Annotated in this window: 15 protein-coding genes and 1 pseudogene; 10 read left to right on the top strand and 6 right to left on the bottom strand. The window is 71.4% G+C overall.

Features of this window, described 5'->3' with window-relative positions; genetic code table 11:
• Window position 1: 1 nt before the first annotated feature.
• The 9 genes from pcaH (at window position 2) to IG84_RS0112140 (ending at window position 9627) form a co-directional block, all read left to right on the top strand.
• Window positions 2-769 (top strand): protocatechuate 3,4-dioxygenase subunit beta, encoded by a 768-nt coding sequence (gene pcaH / locus IG84_RS0112180; protein WP_031054918.1) that lies wholly within the window; start codon window positions 2-4, stop codon window positions 767-769.
• Window positions 769-1359, top strand: a complete 591-nt coding sequence (pcaG, locus tag IG84_RS0112175) for a protocatechuate 3,4-dioxygenase subunit alpha (protein ID WP_078648778.1) — start codon at window positions 769-771, stop codon at window positions 1357-1359. The genes pcaH and pcaG overlap by 1 nt, the downstream gene beginning before the upstream one ends.
• Complete coding sequence (gene pcaB / locus IG84_RS0112170; RefSeq protein WP_245659322.1) at window positions 1346-2746, top strand: 3-carboxy-cis,cis-muconate cycloisomerase; 1401 nt, start codon at window positions 1346-1348, stop codon at window positions 2744-2746. Before pcaG ends, pcaB begins: the two co-directional genes overlap by 14 nt.
• Before the next feature lie 63 nt (window positions 2747-2809).
• The gene (pcaDC, locus tag IG84_RS0112165) at window positions 2810-3985 is read left to right on the top strand and encodes a bifunctional 3-oxoadipate enol-lactonase/4-carboxymuconolactone decarboxylase PcaDC (protein ID WP_031054912.1); all 1176 of its coding nucleotides are present in this window, start codon (window positions 2810-2812) and stop codon (window positions 3983-3985) included.
• Between the two features lie 153 nt (window positions 3986-4138).
• Complete coding sequence (locus IG84_RS0112160; RefSeq protein ID WP_031054905.1) at window positions 4139-5407, top strand: ABC transporter substrate-binding protein; 1269 nt, start codon at window positions 4139-4141, stop codon at window positions 5405-5407.
• Window positions 5404-6318 (top strand): carbohydrate ABC transporter permease, encoded by a 915-nt coding sequence (locus IG84_RS0112155; protein WP_031054903.1) that lies wholly within the window; start codon window positions 5404-5406, stop codon window positions 6316-6318. The genes IG84_RS0112160 and IG84_RS0112155 overlap by 4 nt, the downstream gene beginning before the upstream one ends.
• 6 nt (window positions 6319-6324) lie before the next feature.
• Window positions 6325-7161, top strand: coding sequence for a carbohydrate ABC transporter permease (locus IG84_RS0112150; protein WP_031054902.1), 837 nt, complete (start codon window positions 6325-6327; stop codon window positions 7159-7161).
• A 243-nt stretch (window positions 7162-7404) separates the two neighbouring features.
• The gene (locus tag IG84_RS0112145; RefSeq protein ID WP_031054901.1) at window positions 7405-8343 is read left to right on the top strand and encodes a TauD/TfdA dioxygenase family protein; all 939 of its coding nucleotides are present in this window, start codon (window positions 7405-7407) and stop codon (window positions 8341-8343) included.
• 123 nt (window positions 8344-8466) lie between these two features.
• The gene (locus IG84_RS0112140) at window positions 8467-9627 is read left to right on the top strand and encodes an alkaline phosphatase PhoX (RefSeq protein WP_031054899.1); all 1161 of its coding nucleotides are present in this window, start codon (window positions 8467-8469) and stop codon (window positions 9625-9627) included.
• Here the strand turns inward: IG84_RS0112140 and IG84_RS0112135 are convergent.
• The 4 genes from IG84_RS0112135 to IG84_RS42175 form a co-directional block, all read right to left on the bottom strand.
• Window positions 9605-10612 (bottom strand): ArsR/SmtB family transcription factor, encoded by a 1008-nt coding sequence (locus IG84_RS0112135; RefSeq protein ID WP_078648777.1) that lies wholly within the window; start codon window positions 10610-10612, stop codon window positions 9605-9607. The two genes, IG84_RS0112140 and IG84_RS0112135, sit on opposite strands and share 23 nt — an antisense overlap.
• Window positions 10613-11096: 484 nt before the next feature.
• Window positions 11097-13880: a pyruvate, phosphate dikinase gene (gene ppdK, locus IG84_RS0112130; RefSeq protein WP_245659321.1), complete on the bottom strand. Its 2784-nt coding sequence runs from the start codon at window positions 13878-13880 to the stop codon at window positions 11097-11099.
• Between the two features lie 344 nt (window positions 13881-14224).
• The gene (locus IG84_RS42180) at window positions 14225-14419 is read right to left on the bottom strand and encodes a type 1 glutamine amidotransferase family protein (protein WP_245659320.1); all 195 of its coding nucleotides are present in this window, start codon (window positions 14417-14419) and stop codon (window positions 14225-14227) included.
• 208 nt (window positions 14420-14627) lie between these two features.
• Window positions 14628-14960, bottom strand: a complete 333-nt coding sequence (locus IG84_RS42175; RefSeq protein WP_245659319.1) for a type 1 glutamine amidotransferase — start codon at window positions 14958-14960, stop codon at window positions 14628-14630.
• Between the two features lie 144 nt (window positions 14961-15104).
• On the opposite strand from IG84_RS42175, the gene IG84_RS0112120 reads away from it, so the two are divergent.
• Entirely contained in the window at window positions 15105-16043 is a 939-nt protein-coding gene (locus IG84_RS0112120; protein WP_031054893.1) for a TIGR03619 family F420-dependent LLM class oxidoreductase, read from the top strand.
• A gap of 51 nt (window positions 16044-16094) precedes the next feature.
• Here IG84_RS0112120 and IG84_RS0112115 read toward each other — a convergent pair.
• Together IG84_RS0112115 and IG84_RS0112110 are read right to left on the bottom strand one after the other, a co-directional pair.
• Window positions 16095-16421: pseudogene (locus tag IG84_RS0112115) on the bottom strand (MBL fold metallo-hydrolase); the annotation flags it as partial.
• The coding region (locus IG84_RS0112110; RefSeq protein WP_051861641.1) for an S-(hydroxymethyl)mycothiol dehydrogenase at window positions 16364-17197 on the bottom strand (834 nt) is incomplete at its 5' end. The gene IG84_RS0112110 and the pseudogene IG84_RS0112115, both read right to left, overlap by 58 nt.

Below are 17197 nucleotides of genomic sequence, written 5' to 3'. Positions count from 1 at the left end.
CATGGCACTCACCCAGCACGACATCGACCGTGAAGTGACCGAGCTGCAGGACGCGTACGACAAGGCGCGGGCCGGCGGCGCGCCCGCCGCGCACCACCCGCCGCGCGACTACGCCCCGTACCGCTCCAGCGCGCTGCGCCACCCCAAGCAGCCGCTGGTCGCGGTGCACGGCGACCCGGAGACCGTCGAACTGTCCGGTCCTGCCTTCGGCACCACCGACGTCACCGCCCTGGACAACGACCTCACCAAGCAGCACCACGGCGAGCCGCTCGGCGAGCGGATCACCGTCTCCGGGCGGCTGCTGGACGGCCGTGGCCGTCCCGTGCGCGGCCAGCTCGTCGAGGTCTGGCAGGCCAACGCCTCGGGCCGGTACGCCCACCAGCGCGACGACCACCCCGCGCCGCTGGACCCCAACTTCACCGGTGTGGGACGGGTGCTGACCGGCGACGACGGCAGCTACTCCTTCACCACCATCAAGCCCGGGGCCTACCCCTGGCGCAACCACGCCAACGCCTGGCGCCCTGCGCACATCCACTTCTCGCTCTTCGGCGACGCGTTCACCCAGCGCCTGGTCACGCAGATGTACTTCCCGAACGACCCGCTGTTCCCGTACGACCCGATCCTGCGCTCGGTGACCGACGAGTCGGCCCGGCAGCGGCTGATCGCCACCTACGACCACGACCTGTCCCAGCCGGAGTTCTCGCTGGGCTACCGCTGGGACATCGTCCTGGACGGTCCGTCCGCCACCTGGATCGAGGAGGGCCGCTGATGTCGGAGCAGAGCCTGATGGAGACCAACGGGACGCTTCCCCCCACCCCCTCGCACACGGTGGGCCCCTTCTACGGGTACGCGCTGCCCTTCCCCGACGGCGGCGAGATCGCCCCCGCCGGCCACCCGGACACGATCACCGTGCACGGATACGTGTACGACGGCGCCGGCGACCCGATCCCGGACGCGCTGCTGGAGTTCTGGCAGGCGGCGCCCGACGGCTCGCTCACCGGAGCGCCCGGCTCGCTCCGCCGCGACCCGGTGACCGGCGGCTACTACGGCCGCAACGGCGTGGACTTCACCGGCTTCGGCCGGGTGCCCACCGACGCCGACGGGCACTACGCGGTCCGCACGCTGCCGCCCGGCGGCGCGCCGTACCTCTCCGTCTGCGTCTTCGCGCGCGGCCTCCTGCACCACCTCTTCACCCGCGCCTACCTCGACGAGCCCGCCGGCGACACGCTGCTGTCGGGTCTGGAGCCCGCGCGGCGGGAGACTCTTCTCGCCAGGGCCGAGGCGGACAAGCACCGCACGTACCGCTTCGACATCCACCTCCAGGGCGACAAGGAGACGGTCTTCCTTGCCTTCGACTGACCCCATCGAGGGATCCGTGGCCGGGCCCGCGGACGTGGGGCTGCTGGCCCCCGTCCGGGCCGGCTCGGCGGCCGAGGCCGCGACCGGAGACGCCGCGTTCCTCCAGGGCATGCTGGACGCCGAGGCCGCGCTCACCCGGGCGCAGGCCACGCTCGGCGAGGCTCCGGCGGCCGCGGCCGAGGCCGTGACGGCGGCGGCCCGCGCCGACCGCTTCGACGTCCGTGACCTGGCGCTGCGCGCCCGCTCCGGCGGAAACCCGGTGATCCCGCTGGTCGCGGACCTCACCGCCGCCGTGAAGGAGAGCGCGCCGGACGCCGCCGCGTACGTCCACCGGGGCGCCACCAGCCAGGACATCTGGGACACCGCCGCGATGCTGGTCGCACGGCGGACGGTGGCGTCCGTACTGGATGACCTGGACCGTACGGCGACCGCGCTGTACGGGCTGGCGGACGCGCACCGCGAGACGGTCATGCCGGGCCGCACCCTCACCCAGCACGCCGTGCCGACCACCTTCGGGCTGAAGGCGGCGGGCTGGCGGACGCTGGTCCTGGACGCGTACGAGCGACTGGCCGCGGTCCGGCTGCCGGCCCAGTTGGGCGGCGCGGCCGGGACGCTGGCCGCGTTCGGCGCGCTGTCGGAGACGTTCGCGCCCGAGGACGGGGAGCGGCTGATCGCCGCGTACGCGGCGGAGGCCGGGCTCGACGAGCCGACGCTCCCCTGGCACACACTGCGGACGCCCGTCGCCGACCTGGCGGCCGCGCTCGCCTTCGCCACCGGCGCGCTCGGCAAGATCGCCGCGGATGTGCTGGTGCTCTCCCGTACCGAGTGCGGGGAGGTCGCCGAGGGCAGCGGCGGCGGCTCGTCCGCGATGCCGCACAAGGCCAACCCGGTACGCGCCACGTTGCTCGCCGCCGCCGCGCGGCAGGCGCCGGGGCTCGCCGCGACCGTACTGGGGTCGCTGGCCGCCGAGGACGAGCGCCCGGCCGGCGCCTGGCACGCCGAATGGCAGCCGCTGCGCGAGCTGCTGCGGCTGGTCGGCGGCGCCGCCGAACACGCCGCCGCGCTGGCCGAGGGCCTGCGCGTCTTCCCCGACCGGATGCGCGCGAACCTCATGCGGACCAAGGGGCTGATGGCCGCCGAGCGGCTGTCCGCCGCGCTCGCGCCGGTACTCGGCCGGCAGGCGGCCAAGGCCGCGCTGACCCGCGCCTCCCGCACCGCCGTCGAGCAGGACCGCACGCTGGCCGACGTGCTGCGCGCCGACCCGGAAGTGGCCGGCGCGCTGCCCCCGGACGAGCTGGCCGCACTGGCCGACCCGGCCGCGTACACCGGCTCGGCGGCCGTCCTCACCGCCCGCGCGCTGCGCCGGCCGGGCCCGACCGGCGCCTGACCGCGGCCCCGCCGGGCACCCGCTCCCCATCCGTACCCGCAACTCCCCCGAGGAGGCCCCCACATGACCGAGCTCCCCCACCACCGGCTGGACGGACCGCAGGACGCCCCGCCGCTGATCCTCGGCCCGTCCATCGGCACCTCGCTCGACGTCTGGGAGCCGCAGCTCGCGGCCCTGACCCGGACCCACCGCGTGCTGCGCTGGGACCTGCCGGGGCACGGCGGTTCGGCGGCCGGCCTGGTGCCCGCCGAGGCGACCATGGCCGACCTGGCCCGGCTCGTGCTGGGGCTGGCCGACGCGCAGGGCTGGGACACCTTCGCGTACGCCGGGATCTCCATCGGCGGCGCGGTCGGCCTGACGCTGGCCGCCGACCACCCCGAGCGGCTGACCCGGCTGGCCGTGGTCTGTTCCTCGGCGCACTTCGGCGGCCCGGACACCTGGCGGGAGCGGGCCGCGCTGGTCCGCGAGGACGGTACGGAGGCCATGGCGACCAGCCGTCCGGGCACCTGGTTCGCGCCCGAGTTCGCCGCGGCGCACCGCGGGCAGGCCCTGATCAAGGACCTGCTGGACACCGACCCGGCCGGCTACGCCGCCTGCTGCGAGGCGCTCGCCTCGTACGACATCCGCGACCGGCTCGCCGGCATCACCGCCCCCACGCTGGTCGTCGCCGGCCGCGAGGACCCGGCGACGCCGCCCGCGCACGCCCGCGAGATCGCCGACGGCATCCCCGGCGCGAGCCTCACCGAGGTCGCGGACGCCTACCACCTCGCGGGCGTGGACCGGCCGGGCCCGGTGACCGCCGCGCTGGCCGCGCACTTCGCGCCGGGTCCGGACGCCGGGGCCGGGACGGACGAGGCACCGGCCGACGACGCGGGCCGGCACGCCGCCGGCATGGCCGTCCGCCGCGCTGTCCTGGGCGACGCGCACGTGGACCGCGCCGAGGCCAAGAAGACCCCGTTCACCACCCGCTTCCAGGACTTCATCACCCGCTACGCCTGGGGCGAGATCTGGACCGGCGACACCCTGGACCGCCGTACCCGAAGCTGCATCACGCTGACCGCCCTGGTCGCCCACGGCCACCACGCCGAACTGGGCATGCACGTACGCGCTGCGGTACGCAACGGCCTCACCCCCGAGGAGATCGGCGAGGTCCTCCTCCAGAGCGCCATCTACTGCGGCGTCCCGGCCGCCAACGCCGCATTCGGCATCGCCCAGGAGGTGCTCGCCGAGCTGGAGTGACCCGCGCGGCGAGGGAGGCGATGCCCCAGCGGGTCCCCCGTCCGGAATGATCTGTTGCGCGTTTCACGTTGTTGCCATGCGTGCATCACACCGGTGCGGCAGAGTGGTCGCCGCACCGGGTCGATCATCGACGAGCGCTGGGGGACAGCAGGCATGACGGACATCGGCAGACGGCGGCTGTTGGCGGCCGGCGGCGGTATCGCGCTCACCGGCGCACTGGCGGCCTGCGGCTCCAACACCGGCCGGAGCGGCGGAGGTTCGGGCCCGGCGCTGAGCCAGTGGTACCACCAGTACGGCGAGTCCGGCACCGAGCAGGCGGTGAAACGGTACGCCGATGCGTACGACAAGGCGCAGGTCACCGTCCAGTGGCGGCCCGGCGACTACGACCGGCAGACCGCCGCCGCCCTGCTGACCGACTCGGGCCCCGACGTCTTCGAGGTCAACGGCCCCACGCTGGACCAGATCCGCGGCGGCCAGGTCGTCGACCTGACGTCCGCCGTCGAGCCCGTCAAGGACGACTTCAACCAGGCCGTCCTCGCGCCCAAGATCTGGCAGGACAAGATCTGGTCCATCCCCCAGGTCATCGACATGCAGCTGCTCTACTACCGCAAGAGCATGCTGGCGGACGCCGGGGTGAAGCCGCCCCGGACGCTGGACGAACTGGTCGACGCCGCCCGCGAGTTGACCGCCAAGGGCAAGAAGGACAAGGTCAAGGGGTTGTTCCTGGGGAACGACGGCGGCGCGGGCGCCCTCGGCGGCACCCCGCTCCACGCCGCCGGCCTTTCGATCATCACCGAGGACGGCAAGACCGGCTTCGACGACCCGGCCGCGGCCCGCACGCTCGGCAAGATCCATGAGCTGTACGCCGACAAGTCCCTGCTCCTCGGCGCCCCCACCGACTGGTCCGACCCGGACGCGCTCACCCAGGGGCTGACCGCGATGCAGTGGTCGGGGCTGTGGGCGCTGCCGCAGGTGAAGAAGGCACTGGGGGACGACTTCGGCGTGCTGCCCTTCCCGAAGGACGGCTCCGGCGGCAAGGACGCCGTGCCGGTCGGCGCGTACGGCTCGGCGGTCAGCGCGCGCAGCAAGCACAAGAAGGAGGCGGTGGCCTTCGCGAAGTGGCTGTGGATCGACCGCACGGACTACCAGCGCGACTTCGCGCTCTCCTACGGCTTCCACATCCCGGCCCGGATCTCCCTCGCCGAGAAGGCGAAGGAGCTGCGCTCCGGCGCGGCCGCCGACGCCGTCTCGTACGCCACCGACCTCGGCCACTCCGAGCCGCTGCTGTGGACCACCGCCGCCAAGACCGCCTACCAGGACGCGGTCAGCCGCATCATCAAGGACGGCGCGAACCCGGAGTCGGAGCTGAAGTCGGTCGTCCGCAAGACCAACGCGGAGCTGGAACGGGTCAAGAAGAAGTGATCCGCAGCCTGCTGGGGCCCCAGAACCGCAACCTGTGGTTCTGGGTGTTCGTCGGCCCGTTCGCGGTCGGGCTGGCCCTGTTCACGTACGTACCGCTGCTGTGGAGCGTCTGGCTCAGCTTCTTCGACGCGCACAACACCGTGACGCCGACGACGTTCGTCGGGCTGGACAACTACGTCTCGATGCTGGGCGACGACGCGTTTCTCAGCAGTCTGGGGACGTTCCTGCTGTTCTCGGCGTTCATCGTGCCGGCGACGTATGCGCTGTCGCTCGGGCTGGCGCTGATGGTGAACCGGGTGCGGATCGCGCAGGCGTTCTTCCGGTCGGTCTTCTTCCTGCCCACCGCGTGCAGTTACGTGGTCGCCTCGCTGGTGTGGAAGCTGTCGATCTTCAACGGGGTGCGGTTCGGGCTGGTCAACACCGTGCTGGGGTGGTTCGGCGCGGACCAGACGGCATGGCTGTCGACGACGGACCCGCCCTGGTACTGGCTGGTGATCGTCACCGTACGGCTGTGGCTGCAGGCCGGCTTCTACATGATCCTCTTCCTGGCCGGGCTGCAGCGGATCTCCCCGCGGCTGTACGAGGCGGCCGCGGTGGACGGCGCGAAGCCCGGCTGGCAGACCTTCCGGCACATCACCTTCCCGCAGCTGCGGGCGACTTCGGTGGCGGTGGTGCTGCTCCTGGTCATCAACGCCTTCCAGGCGTTCGACGAGTTCTACAACCTGCTCTCCGACGCCCGCGGTTATCCGCCGTACGCCCGGCCGCCGCTGGTCTACCTGTACTACATCGCGCTCGGCAGCGAGCAGAACCTCGGGCTGGGCAGCGCGGGCGCGGTGATCCTCGCGCTGATCATCGCGGTGGCGACCATCGTCCAGGCCCGCTGGTTCGGGCTGGGCCGCAAGGAGGACTGAGCTCTCGTGGAGAACGCTCTGGTACGGGCCGGGCGGGCGCTGCGCCTGGTCCTGCTGATCGCCCTGGCCCTCCTCTTCCTGATCCCGTTCTACCTGCTGGTGCGGAACGGCCTGGCGACCGAGGCGGACATCACCGCGCCGGACTGGACGTTCTTCCCGCGCGCGCTGCAGTGGGGCAACATCGCCGAGTTGTTCGCGGACCCGAACCTGCCGATGGCCCGCGCGCTGCTGAACTCCACGGTGATCGCGGTGGCCACGACGCTGGGCACACTGCTGCTGGCCTCGCTGGCCGGGTACGGCCTGGCCCGCATCCCGTACCGGCACGCGAACGCGGTCTTCTACGCGATCCTCGGCACGCTCATGGTCCCGGCCGCGGTCACCTTCGTGCCCAGCTTCGTGCTGGTCTCCTCCCTCGGCTGGATCTCGACCCTGCGCGGCCTGATCATTCCCACCCTTTTCTCCGCTTTCGCGTGCTTCATCTTCCGGCAGTACTTCCTCGGCTTCCCGCGCGAGCTGGAGGACGCGGCGCGGGTGGACGGGCTGGGGTACTGGCGGACGTACTGGCGGGTGGTGGTGCCGAACTCGCGGCCGGTGTTCGCGGCGGTCGGCACGATCGTCTTCATCGGGGCGTGGAACGCCTTCCTGTGGCCGCTGGTGATCGGCCAGGACCGGGAGGCGTGGACGGTGCAGGTGGCACTGTCGACGTTCACGACCGCGCAGAACGTCAATCTGCACGAGCTGTTCCTGGCGGCCGCGGTCTCGATCCTGCCGCTGATCCTGGTCTTCTTCCTGCTGCAGCGGTACATCGTGGCCGGGGTGGAGCGGACAGGCATCGACGATTGATGTACGGTGCACACCATGATGGCGCGACCGACCTCCCGTGAGCAGGAGCCGCAGTTCTGCGGCCCCCGCGGTGAGTGCGCGCCCCGCGGTCTCAGCTTCCTGAGCCGCCGTGGCCGGGTGGGTTCTCCCCCGGTCTGTTCCTGCCGCTGAGCCCGTCCGCTCCGGCTTTCTCCCCCTTTTCCCCTTTCTCCGCTTTTTTCGCCCTTCTCCTTCCTGCCACCTCTGTCTCTTCAGGAGGACCAGATGACGGCCATCGCCGTACCCACCGCCCCTGTCCTGCGCGACCACCGCATCCCCGCCGACGGCCTCTACGAAGGCGTACGCGTCCTGAACCGGCTGCCCGAGGGCTGGGAGCCCCGCCCGTACGAGCGCTTCGAGGTCGTGCCGCAGGGCCGCACCATCGGCGCCGAGATCCGCGGCGTGGACCTGTCCCGGCCGCTGGGCGACGCGCTGCACGCCGAGCTGAACCGGGCGCTGCTGGAGTGGAAGGTGCTGTTCTTCCGCGGCGCGCACCTGACCTCCGGCGCGCAGGCCGCTTTCGCCCGCAACTGGGGCGAGCTGGAGACCAATCCGCTGCTGGCGCGCGGGGCCACCGAGGAGGTGGTGCGGTTCGACAAAAAGGACCCCACGGCGCCCACCTTCGAGAACGTCTGGCACACGGACGTGACCTTCCGGGAGCGGCCGGCGCTGGGCGCGGTGCTCCAGCTCCGTGAGGTGCCGCCGTTCGGCGGGGACACGATGTGGGCCGACATGGCGGCCGCTTACGACAACCTGCCGCAGGAGGTGAAGGACCGCATCGACGGCGCCCGCGCCGTGCACGACTTCATCCCCGGCTTCTCGCGCTTCTACCCGGCCGAGCGGCTCGCCCCGCTCCAGGAGCAGTTCCCGCCGGTCGAGCACCCGGTGGTGCGCCGGCACCCGGAGACCGGCCGGAAGATGCTCTTCGTCAACACCTCCTTCACCACCCGCATCGTGGGCTGGGACCGGGCGGAGAGCGACCGGATGCTGCGACTGCTGTTCCAGCAGGCCCATGTGCCGGAGTACCAGGTGCGGTTCCGCTGGCAGGCGGGCGACGTGGCGTTCTGGGACAACCGGGCGACGCAGCACTACGCGGTGGCCGACTACGCCCCGCACGGACGGGTCGCCGAGCGGGTCGCGATCGCGGGCGACCGGCCGCAGTAGGACTGTCCGGCCCCTCGTCACCACTTGTTGGCACCACGTCAACTCGGCGCTCCTAGCGTGCACTTCGCGCCACCCCGGCCGCCGCCCGGCGGCCGGGGCTCTCCCGACACACGTGGAGTGACCGTGGAACGTCGTACCTTCCTGCGCGGAGCCGTCATCGGTGCCTCGGCGGCCGCCTTCGCCGGCGCCCTGATGCCCGGCGCCGCCTACGCCGCACCCGCCCAGCCGGGCGCCGGCCCGTACGGCGCGCTCGGCGCCGCGGACGCCAACGGCATCCAGCTTCCCGCCGGTTTCACCAGCCGGGTCATCGCCCGGTCCGGCCAGAACGTGGGCAGCACCGGCTACACCTGGCACAACGCCCCCGACGGCGGTGCCTGCTTCGCCGACGGCACGGGCTGGATCTATGTCTCCAACTCGGAGATCAACCCGGGCGGCGGCGTCAGCGCGGTGAAGTTCGGCGCGACCGGTGCGATCACCGGCGCATACCGCATTCTCTCCAACACCCGGCAGAACTGCGCGGGCGGCAGAACCCCGTGGAACACCTGGCTCTCCTGCGAGGAGGTCTCGCTCGGCGCGGTGTACGAAACGGATCCGTACGGGGTGAAGGCGGCCGTCCGCCGGGACGCGCTCGGCAAGTTCAAGCACGAGGCGGCCGCCGCCGACCCGGTGCGCAAGGCCGTCTATCTGACCGAGGACGAGTCGGACGGCTGCCTGTACCGCTTCGTGCCGACCACGTGGGGCGATCTGTCGGCGGGCGTGCTCCAGGTGCTGGTCGCGGGAACCGCCACGGCCGGCTCCTTCAGCTGGACGAACGTGCCCGACCCGGACGGCTCGCCGACCACCACCCGTACCCAGGTGTCCGGCGCCAAGCACTTCAACGGCGGCGAGGGCTGCCACTACGCCAACGACACGGTGTGGTTCACCACCAAGGGCGACAACCGCCTCTGGCAGCTGAACCTGGCGGACAACACGTACGAGCTGGCGTACGACGACTCCCTCGTCAGCGGCGGAAACGCGCCGCTGACCGGGGTCGACAACGTCACCGGCGCGTCCTCGGGCGACCTCTACGTCGCCGAGGACGGCGGCAACATGGAGATCTGCGTGATCACGCCGGACGACGTCGTGGCGCCGTTCCTGCGGGTCAACGGCCAGTCGGGTTCGGAGATCACCGGTCCGGCGTTCTCGCCGGACGGCAAGCGGCTGTACTTCTCCAGCCAGCGCGGCACGACCGGCAGCTCGTCCGGTGGCATCACCTACGAGGTCACGGGGCCGTTCCGGGCGTAGCCGCCGATACCCGGTCCGCCGGAGCGCCGCCCCTGATCAGCGCTGCGCCCAGCGGGGTGAGGGTGTGCAGGACCGCGTTGCCCTGGCGCAGGGTGACCAGGAGTCCGGCCTCGCGCAGTACGGTCGCGTGCTGGCTCGCGGAGGCCAGTGACACCTCGGCGCGCCGGGCCAGTTCGCTGGTGGTGCAGCCGCCGCCGATGCCCCGCAGGATCGCGGAGCGGGTGCGGCCGACGAGCTTGCCGAGCGAACGGCCCGGCGCCGCGGGGGCCGTGGGCCGCGGCGCCTGGTGCTCGACGGGGTAGACCAGGACGGGCGTGAGCTCCGGGTCGAACAGGGTGACCGGGGTACGGCGGCAGAAGAACGACGGGACCAGCAGCAGCCCGCGCCCGTCCAGGCGCAGGTCGCGGTCGACCGGGTAGTCCGCCTCCAGGACGGGCGGCCGCCAGCGCATCATCGGCGGCAGCGAGCCGAGCAGCCGGTCGGCGCCGCCGTCCAGCAGGGCCCGGCCGCGGGTCGCCCGGTCCGCTTCGATACGGGCCTGGAGGTGCGGCCAGTACGGCGCGATGGCCGCGTCGTGGTAGTGCCGCAGGACGCCGGCCAGCCGGTGCAGCGGCCGGGTGTCGCCCTGCGCGAGGTCGCGCAGCCACGGCTGGGGCGGGCGGCCCTCGGTCAGCCGGGTGAGGTCCCTGTGCAGCCGCGGGGTCGGAGTCGCCTTGAGCGCGGCGAGTGCGTCATCGATTCCGAGCAGTCCCTCGGGGGGCGTCAGGAAATCGGGAAAATATCCCTTGGACGGTATCAGCGGGGCGAGATAACGTGTTTCACCATTCAACCGGGAGCGGGTTTCGGTACGCCATTCGTTCAGCGTCGTACCACCCTGCCGGTCACGAAGTCGGTGAAAACTTAAAACGGTCTCCCACAGCACATCAGGGCGTGCGGCGATCCGCACGCGGGCCAGATCCGGTCCACTGAAATGGACGCGCAGCACCGAAACCCCACCATCGCCATCCGTTGTCGGCCCCCGAGCACTTGAGTATGCACACGGCCACGTGGCGTCACCACGGACTTTTGGCCAGACTTGAAAAGGGTCGCGCCGGGGACGAACTCCCGGAATGCTGTTGCTCAATTCGGTGGCGATACGGATGGCACGGATTGCTCGGACCCGTGGGGGGTGACGAGTCATCACCGGCCGTCCCGCTACCCGCCGAAGGCCGCCGCCCGGGCCGAGCTGGCGGCGGCAGCTCCCGAGGGGGGAGTCCGGAAAAGGCGAGGGCGGCACCTCCGCACAGGTGCCGCCCTCGTTTCAGCGAGCCGGAGCCGCCCACAGGCTGAGGGTCGGGGGCCCATACAGCGGCTCCGGTCGTCTGCAGGCCGGGAAACCGGCCGTTGTACCGCCTGCCGACCGGAGTTTCGTGCACCGGTCGGCAGACGTGCTCAGGGGGTCAGCGGCTCAGCGCTGCCCTGTCCTCGGGTCAGCGGCTGTCGCTGCCCTTGGACTCCGCCGCCGCACGGCCCGCCTCCAGGCGCGCCACGGGGATACGGAACGGCGAGCAGGACACGTAGTCCAGGCCCACCTCGTGGAAGAAGTGCACCGACTCGGGGTCGCCGCCGTGCTCGCCGCAGACGCCGAGCTTGAGGTCGGGGCGGGTGGCCCGGCCGGCCTCGGCGGCGTTGCGTACGAGCGAGCCCACGCCGTCCTTGTCGATCGTCTCGAACGGGCTGACGCCGAAGATGCCCTTCTCCAGGTACGCGGTGAAGAAGCTGGCCTCCACGTCGTCCCGGGAGAAGCCCCACACGGTCTGCGTGAGGTCATTCGTGCCGAAGGAGAAGAAGTCGGCGGACTCGGCGATCTGCCCGGCGGTGAGGGCCGCACGGGGCAGCTCGATCATCGTGCCGAGGGTGAGCCCCAGGTCCACGCCGTGGGCGCGCTCGACCTCGGCGATGACCTGCTCGGCCTCCTCGCGGACGATCTCCAGCTCCTGGACGGTGCCCACCAGCGGGATCATGATCTCCGCGCGCGGGTCGCCGTTGGCGGCCCGGCGCTCGGCCGCGGCCTCCGCGATCGCCCGTACCTGCATGGCGAACAGGCCGGGGATGACCAGGCCGAGGCGGACGCCGCGCAGACCCAGCATCGGGTTCTGCTCGTGCAGCCGGTGCACGGCCTGCAGCAGGCGCAGGTCGTTCTCGTTGGAGTCCTTGCGGGACTCGGCGAGCGCGACGCGCACCGACAGCTCGGTGATGTCGGGCAGGAACTCGTGCAGCGGCGGGTCCAGCAGCCGCACCGTCACGGGCAGCCCGTCCATCGACTCGAAGAGCTCAACGAAGTCGCCCTTCTGCAGCGGCAGCAGCTCCGAGAGGGCGGCCTCGCGCTCCTCACCGGTGTCGGCGAGGATCAGCCGCTCGACCATCTCGCGCCGCTCACCGAGGAACATGTGCTCGGTGCGGCACAGGCCGATGCCCTGCGCGCCGAACCGGCGGGCGCGCGCCGCGTCCTCGGCGTTGTCGGCGTTGGCGCGTACCCGCAGCCGGCGTACCCGGTCCGCGTACGCCATGACCCGGTGCACGGCCTTGACCAGCTCGTCCGCGTCATCGGCGCCGGCGTGCATCCGGCCCTCGAAGTACTCCACGACCGGCGAGGGCACGACGGGCACCTCACCGAGGTAGACCTTGCCGGTCGAGCCGTCGATGGAGACGACGTCGCCCTCCTCGATGACCACGCCGCCGGGCGCGGTCAGGCAGCGGCGCTTGGTGTCGACCTCCAGCTCCTCGGCGCCGCAGACACAGGTCTTGCCCATGCCGCGGGCGACGACGGCGGCGTGCGAGGTCTTGCCGCCGCGCGAGGTGAGGATGCCCTCGGCGGAGATCATGCCGTTGAGGTCGTCGGGGTTGGTCTCGCGGCGGATGAGGATGACCTTCTCGCCCGAACGCGACCACTTCACGGCGGTGTACGAGTCGAAGACGGCCTTGCCGACGGCCGCGCCCGGCGAGGCGGCGATGCCGCGGCCCAGCAGCTCGGTCTTCGCCTTCTCGTCGAAGCGGGGGAACATCAGCTGCGCGAGCTGCGCGCCGTTGACCCGCTGCAGCGCCTCGGCCTCGTCGATCAGGCCCTGGTCGACGAGCTGCGTGGCGATACGGAAGGCCGCACCGGCCGTCCGCTTGCCGACGCGGGTCTGCAGCATCCACAGCTTGCCGCGCTCGATGGTGAACTCGATGTCGCACAGGTCCTTGTAGTGCGTCTCGAGCGTCTCCATGATCTGCATCAGCTCGTCGTACGACTTCTTGTCGAGCTGCTCCAGCTCCGCGAGCGGAACGGTGTTGCGGATACCGGCGACGACGTCCTCGCCCTGCGCGTTCTGCAGGTAGTCGCCGTAGACGCCCTGGTGGCCGCTGGCCGGGTCGCGGGTGAAGGCGACGCCGGTACCGGAGTCCGGGCCGAGGTTGCCGAAGACCATCGAGCAGACGTTGACCGCCGTGCCGAGGTCGCCCGGGATGCGCTCCTGGCGCCGGTACAGCTTGGCCCGGTCGGTGTTCCACGAGTCGAAGACCGCGCGCACCGCGAGGTCCATCTGCTCGCGCGGGTCCTGCGGGAAGTCGCGCTTCGTCTCCTTGGAGACGATCTCCTTGAACTGCCCGACGAGCTTCTTCATGTCGGCCGCGTCCAGCTCGACGTCGACCTTCACGCCCTTGGCCTTCTTGGCCTCGTCCAGCGCCTCTTCGAAGAGGTCACCGTCCACGCCGAGCACGGTCTTGCCGAACATCTGGATGAGGCGGCGGTACGAGTCCCACGCGAAGCGCTCGGAACCGGCCTGCTCCGCGAGGCCGTTCACGGACTCGTCCGAGAGCCCGATGTTCAGCACGGTGTCCATCATGCCGGGCATCGAGAACTTCGCCCCGGAACGGACCGATACGAGCAGCGGGTTGTCCGCCTGCCCGAGCTTCTTGCCCATCTGGCGCTCCAGCGCGTCCAGGTGGGCGGTGACCTCGGCACGCAGTGCCGCCGGCTCCTCGCCGCTCTCCAGGTACTCCTTGCACGCCTCGGTGGTGATGGTGAAACCGGGCGGGACGGGAAGTCCCAGATTGGTCATCTCGGCGAGGTTCGCACCCTTCCCGCCGAGCAGATCCTTCAGGTCCTTGTTGCCCTCGGTGAAGTCGTAGACGAACTTCACCGCGTCGGCGGACGGGGATACGTGGGGATCTTGTGTTTCCGACACGGGACTGACTCCTCGCGGACGGGCTGCCCTGACGGCGAGGAACATACCCAGATCGAAGGCGTCTGGGTACGTCCACTCGGTCGACATGCGCTTGTAACCCGGCGTCAGCCAACAGATCGAAAGTCGCCTGTCTCGGCACCATGCATTCACCTTATGAAGCAATGACTCCGGAAGGTGCGGGTGATCATGGCTGGTTCCGCACGGAGCGCGACGGTTGCCTTGATCATCTGAACTCAAGAGTCGTGGCACCCAGTGCCAGCCTTGGAGACATAGAACCCCGATGAAACGCTCATCTGAGCGCGACCCTTATCAAGGGTGGCGAGAATCACGCGCTCCGAGGCCCCCCGATCCCACGATTCGGACCCGTCGGCGGACAGGTAACGCCCCTGTCATCCCGCCGTCGCCACCCGCCCCAGGAAGGCGTCCACGAGCGCGTACGCCCGCTCCCGCGCCTCGGGGAGCGCCGCCCGCACCTCCTTGACCAGCGCATCGGGGTCGGCGCCGAGCGACTCCGCGACACCCGTGTCATCGCCGTCGAACCAGGCCCGCAGCACCCCCGGCGTCAGCTCCGGATGGAACTGCACGCCCAACGACCGCCCGCAGACGAACGCCTGCGAGGCGACCCCATTGCGCGCGAGTTCGCGGAGCGGCAGACCGGCGCCACCCTCCTCCGGTACGGCCTCCGGGAGCAGCCAGCGGTCCCCGTGGAACTGGAACCACGGCCCCGGCCCGACCAGCCCCGGCTCCTCCGCCTCGACCTCCGTCCAGCCGAGCTCGAAGCGCGGGGCGCGCTCAATTGAGCCCCCCCAGTGAGGCGGCCAGCAACTGCCCGCCGAAGCAGATGCCGAGCACGGGTATCCCCAGGCGCCGTGCGTCCCGCAGCAGGTCCAGCTCGGCCCGTATCCACTCGTTCATGCGGTTCACCGACCAGGGCGCGCCGAGCGACAGGATCAGGTCATATTCGGCGGCCGCCGGAAATCGGGGCTCGACGTCCGGAGTCGCGTACCGCTCGGCGGGGACCACGAGCAGCTCGTCGAGCGCGTATCCGCGCTGCGCCAGCCGGTCGCCGACATGGCCGGCGGCGGAGAGATGGTCGTGGGCGATGACCAGGGCGCGCTTCGTCACGGGGACCTCGTTCACTTCGTACGGAGATGTCGTTTGGGTTCAAATTTACTGGCACCCACAGGCGCGCCGCACCCCTTGAGCCACCCGGCTCCCCGGCTTACCGTTTGGGATCAAACAAGAACGCCGATCCCCGGAGGCCGCCGTATGACATCCCCCCGCATGCTGCTCGTCCTCAGCGAGAACTGGACGATGACCGGCGGCCGCTGCGACCTGGCAGCGCTGGTCCGCTGGGCCCGCGAGGCAGAGGACGCGGGCTTTGACTCCGTCATGCTCAGCGAGCACCTCGTCCTCGGCCCGGACTCCGGCGCGAACGGCGTCATGCCCAACCCGCGCGAGTACGCGCTCCCCGGCAACCAGGACCCGCACACCCCCTGGCCCAACTCGGTCGTCCTGCTCAGCGCCATCGCCGCGGTCACCGAGCGGCTGCGCCTGGTCGCCGGCGCGATCCTGGCGCCGCTGCGCCACCCGCTCGTCCTCGCCAAGGAGCTGGCCACGCTGGACCTGCTCAGCAAGGGGCGGCTGGTCGTCCTGCCGACGGTGAGCTGGAGCCGCGACGAGTACGCGGCACTGGACGTCCCCTTCGCCAAGCGCGGCAAGCTGCTCGACGAGCACCTTGCGGCATGGGAACAGCTCTGGCGCCCCTCCCCCGCGTCCTTTGACGGTGACCACTACCGCTTCGAGGACGTCTACCTGGAGCCCAAGCCGTACCGGCCCGGCGGTCCGGAACTGTGGTTCGGGGGCGGCTCGCTGCACGGACCGCTGCTGCGCCGCCTGGTCCGCTACGGCCACGGCTTCAACCCGCTGGGCCGGCCGGCCCCCGAGGAGCTGGAGAAGCTGCGCGCGGCGATGGCGGAGGCCGGTCGCTCGATGGACGAGCTGGAGATGATCGGCGGTACCCGGGCGGTCTTCCCCGGTCCGGACGCGGTCGCGGACCTGGGCCGCGCGCTGGAGAGCGTGCCGGAGCAGATGGCGCAGGGCTTCGGCACGTTCTGCATCAAGCCGTCGCAGTTCACCGACGACCCGCAGGACGTCGGCCGCTTCTGCCGCGAGGTGATGCGGCGGGTGGATCGGCTGACGTCCTGAGGGGTCGTGCTGCGAGGTCGTGCTGAGGGGCCGTGCAGGTGGTGCCGTGGCTCAGTGGCCGCGGGCGATCCATTCCTCCAGGTGCGGCGCCTCGTCCCCGATGGTGGTGCTGTCGCCGTGGCCGGTGAACACCTTCGTCTCCGGCGGCAGGCTGAGCAGCCGCTCCTTGATCGACTCGACGATGGTCGGGAAGTCCGAGAACGACCGCCCGGTCGCGCCGGGGCCGCCGGCGAACAGGGTGTCCCCGGTGAACACGGCCCCCAGCGCCGGCGCGTACAGGCACACCGCGCCGGGCGCGTGCCCCGGCGTGTGCAGCACGGTCAGCTCCGTACCGGCGACCGAGAAGACCTGCCCGTCCCCGCCTTCTCCACGTCCCCGATCCCGATCGTCTCGGTCACGAACGCGCCGAGGTCGATCCGCCCCTGCTGGTGCAGATCGACCAGCATCGGGAAGTCGCGGGAGGGCAGACAGTCCCCGTACCAGGAGGACTTCAGCGCCCCGCCCCGTCCGAAGACGTCCAGCAGCGGCAGCTCCAGCGTCATCTCCGGCGTCGGGACGCCGACCAGAACCACCGTCCCGGCCAGATCGCGGGCGTAGAACGCCTGCTTGTAGGTCTCCGGACGGCCGACCGCCTCGATGACCACATCCGCACCGAAGCCGCCGGTCAGCTCGCGAATCGCCTCGACCGGGTCCCCGGACTTGGAGTTCACCGTGTGCGTGGCGCCGATCGTCTCGGCGGTCGCCAGCTTCCGGTCGTCGATGTCCACCGCGATGATCTTCGCGGCGCCGGCGAGCCGGGCACCCGCGATCGCCGCGTCACCGACCCCACCGCAGCCGATCACGGCAACAGAGTCGCCCCGCCCGACGTTGCCGGTGTTGATCGCGGCACCGATGCCGGCCATCACGCCACAACCCAGCAGTCCCGCCACGGCGGGCGAGACGGCCGGGTCGACCTTGGTGCACTGCCCCGCCGCCACCAGCGTCTTCTCCGCGAACGCACCGATACCGAGGGCCGGAGACAGCTCCGTACCGTCCGTCAGCGTCATCTTCTGCTGGGCGTTGTGCGTATCGAAGCAGTACTGCGGACGCCCCCGCAGACACGCCCGGCACTGCCCGCACACCGCACGCCAATTCAGAATGACGAAGTCGCCGGG

It is taken from the genome of Streptomyces ochraceiscleroticus (genome assembly GCF_000720485.1).
Classification (GTDB): domain Bacteria; phylum Actinomycetota; class Actinomycetes; order Streptomycetales; family Streptomycetaceae; genus Streptomyces; species Streptomyces ochraceiscleroticus.
The sequence above is the reverse complement of the archived record's forward strand: the minus strand, read 5'-3'. Positions and strand labels throughout refer to the sequence as shown.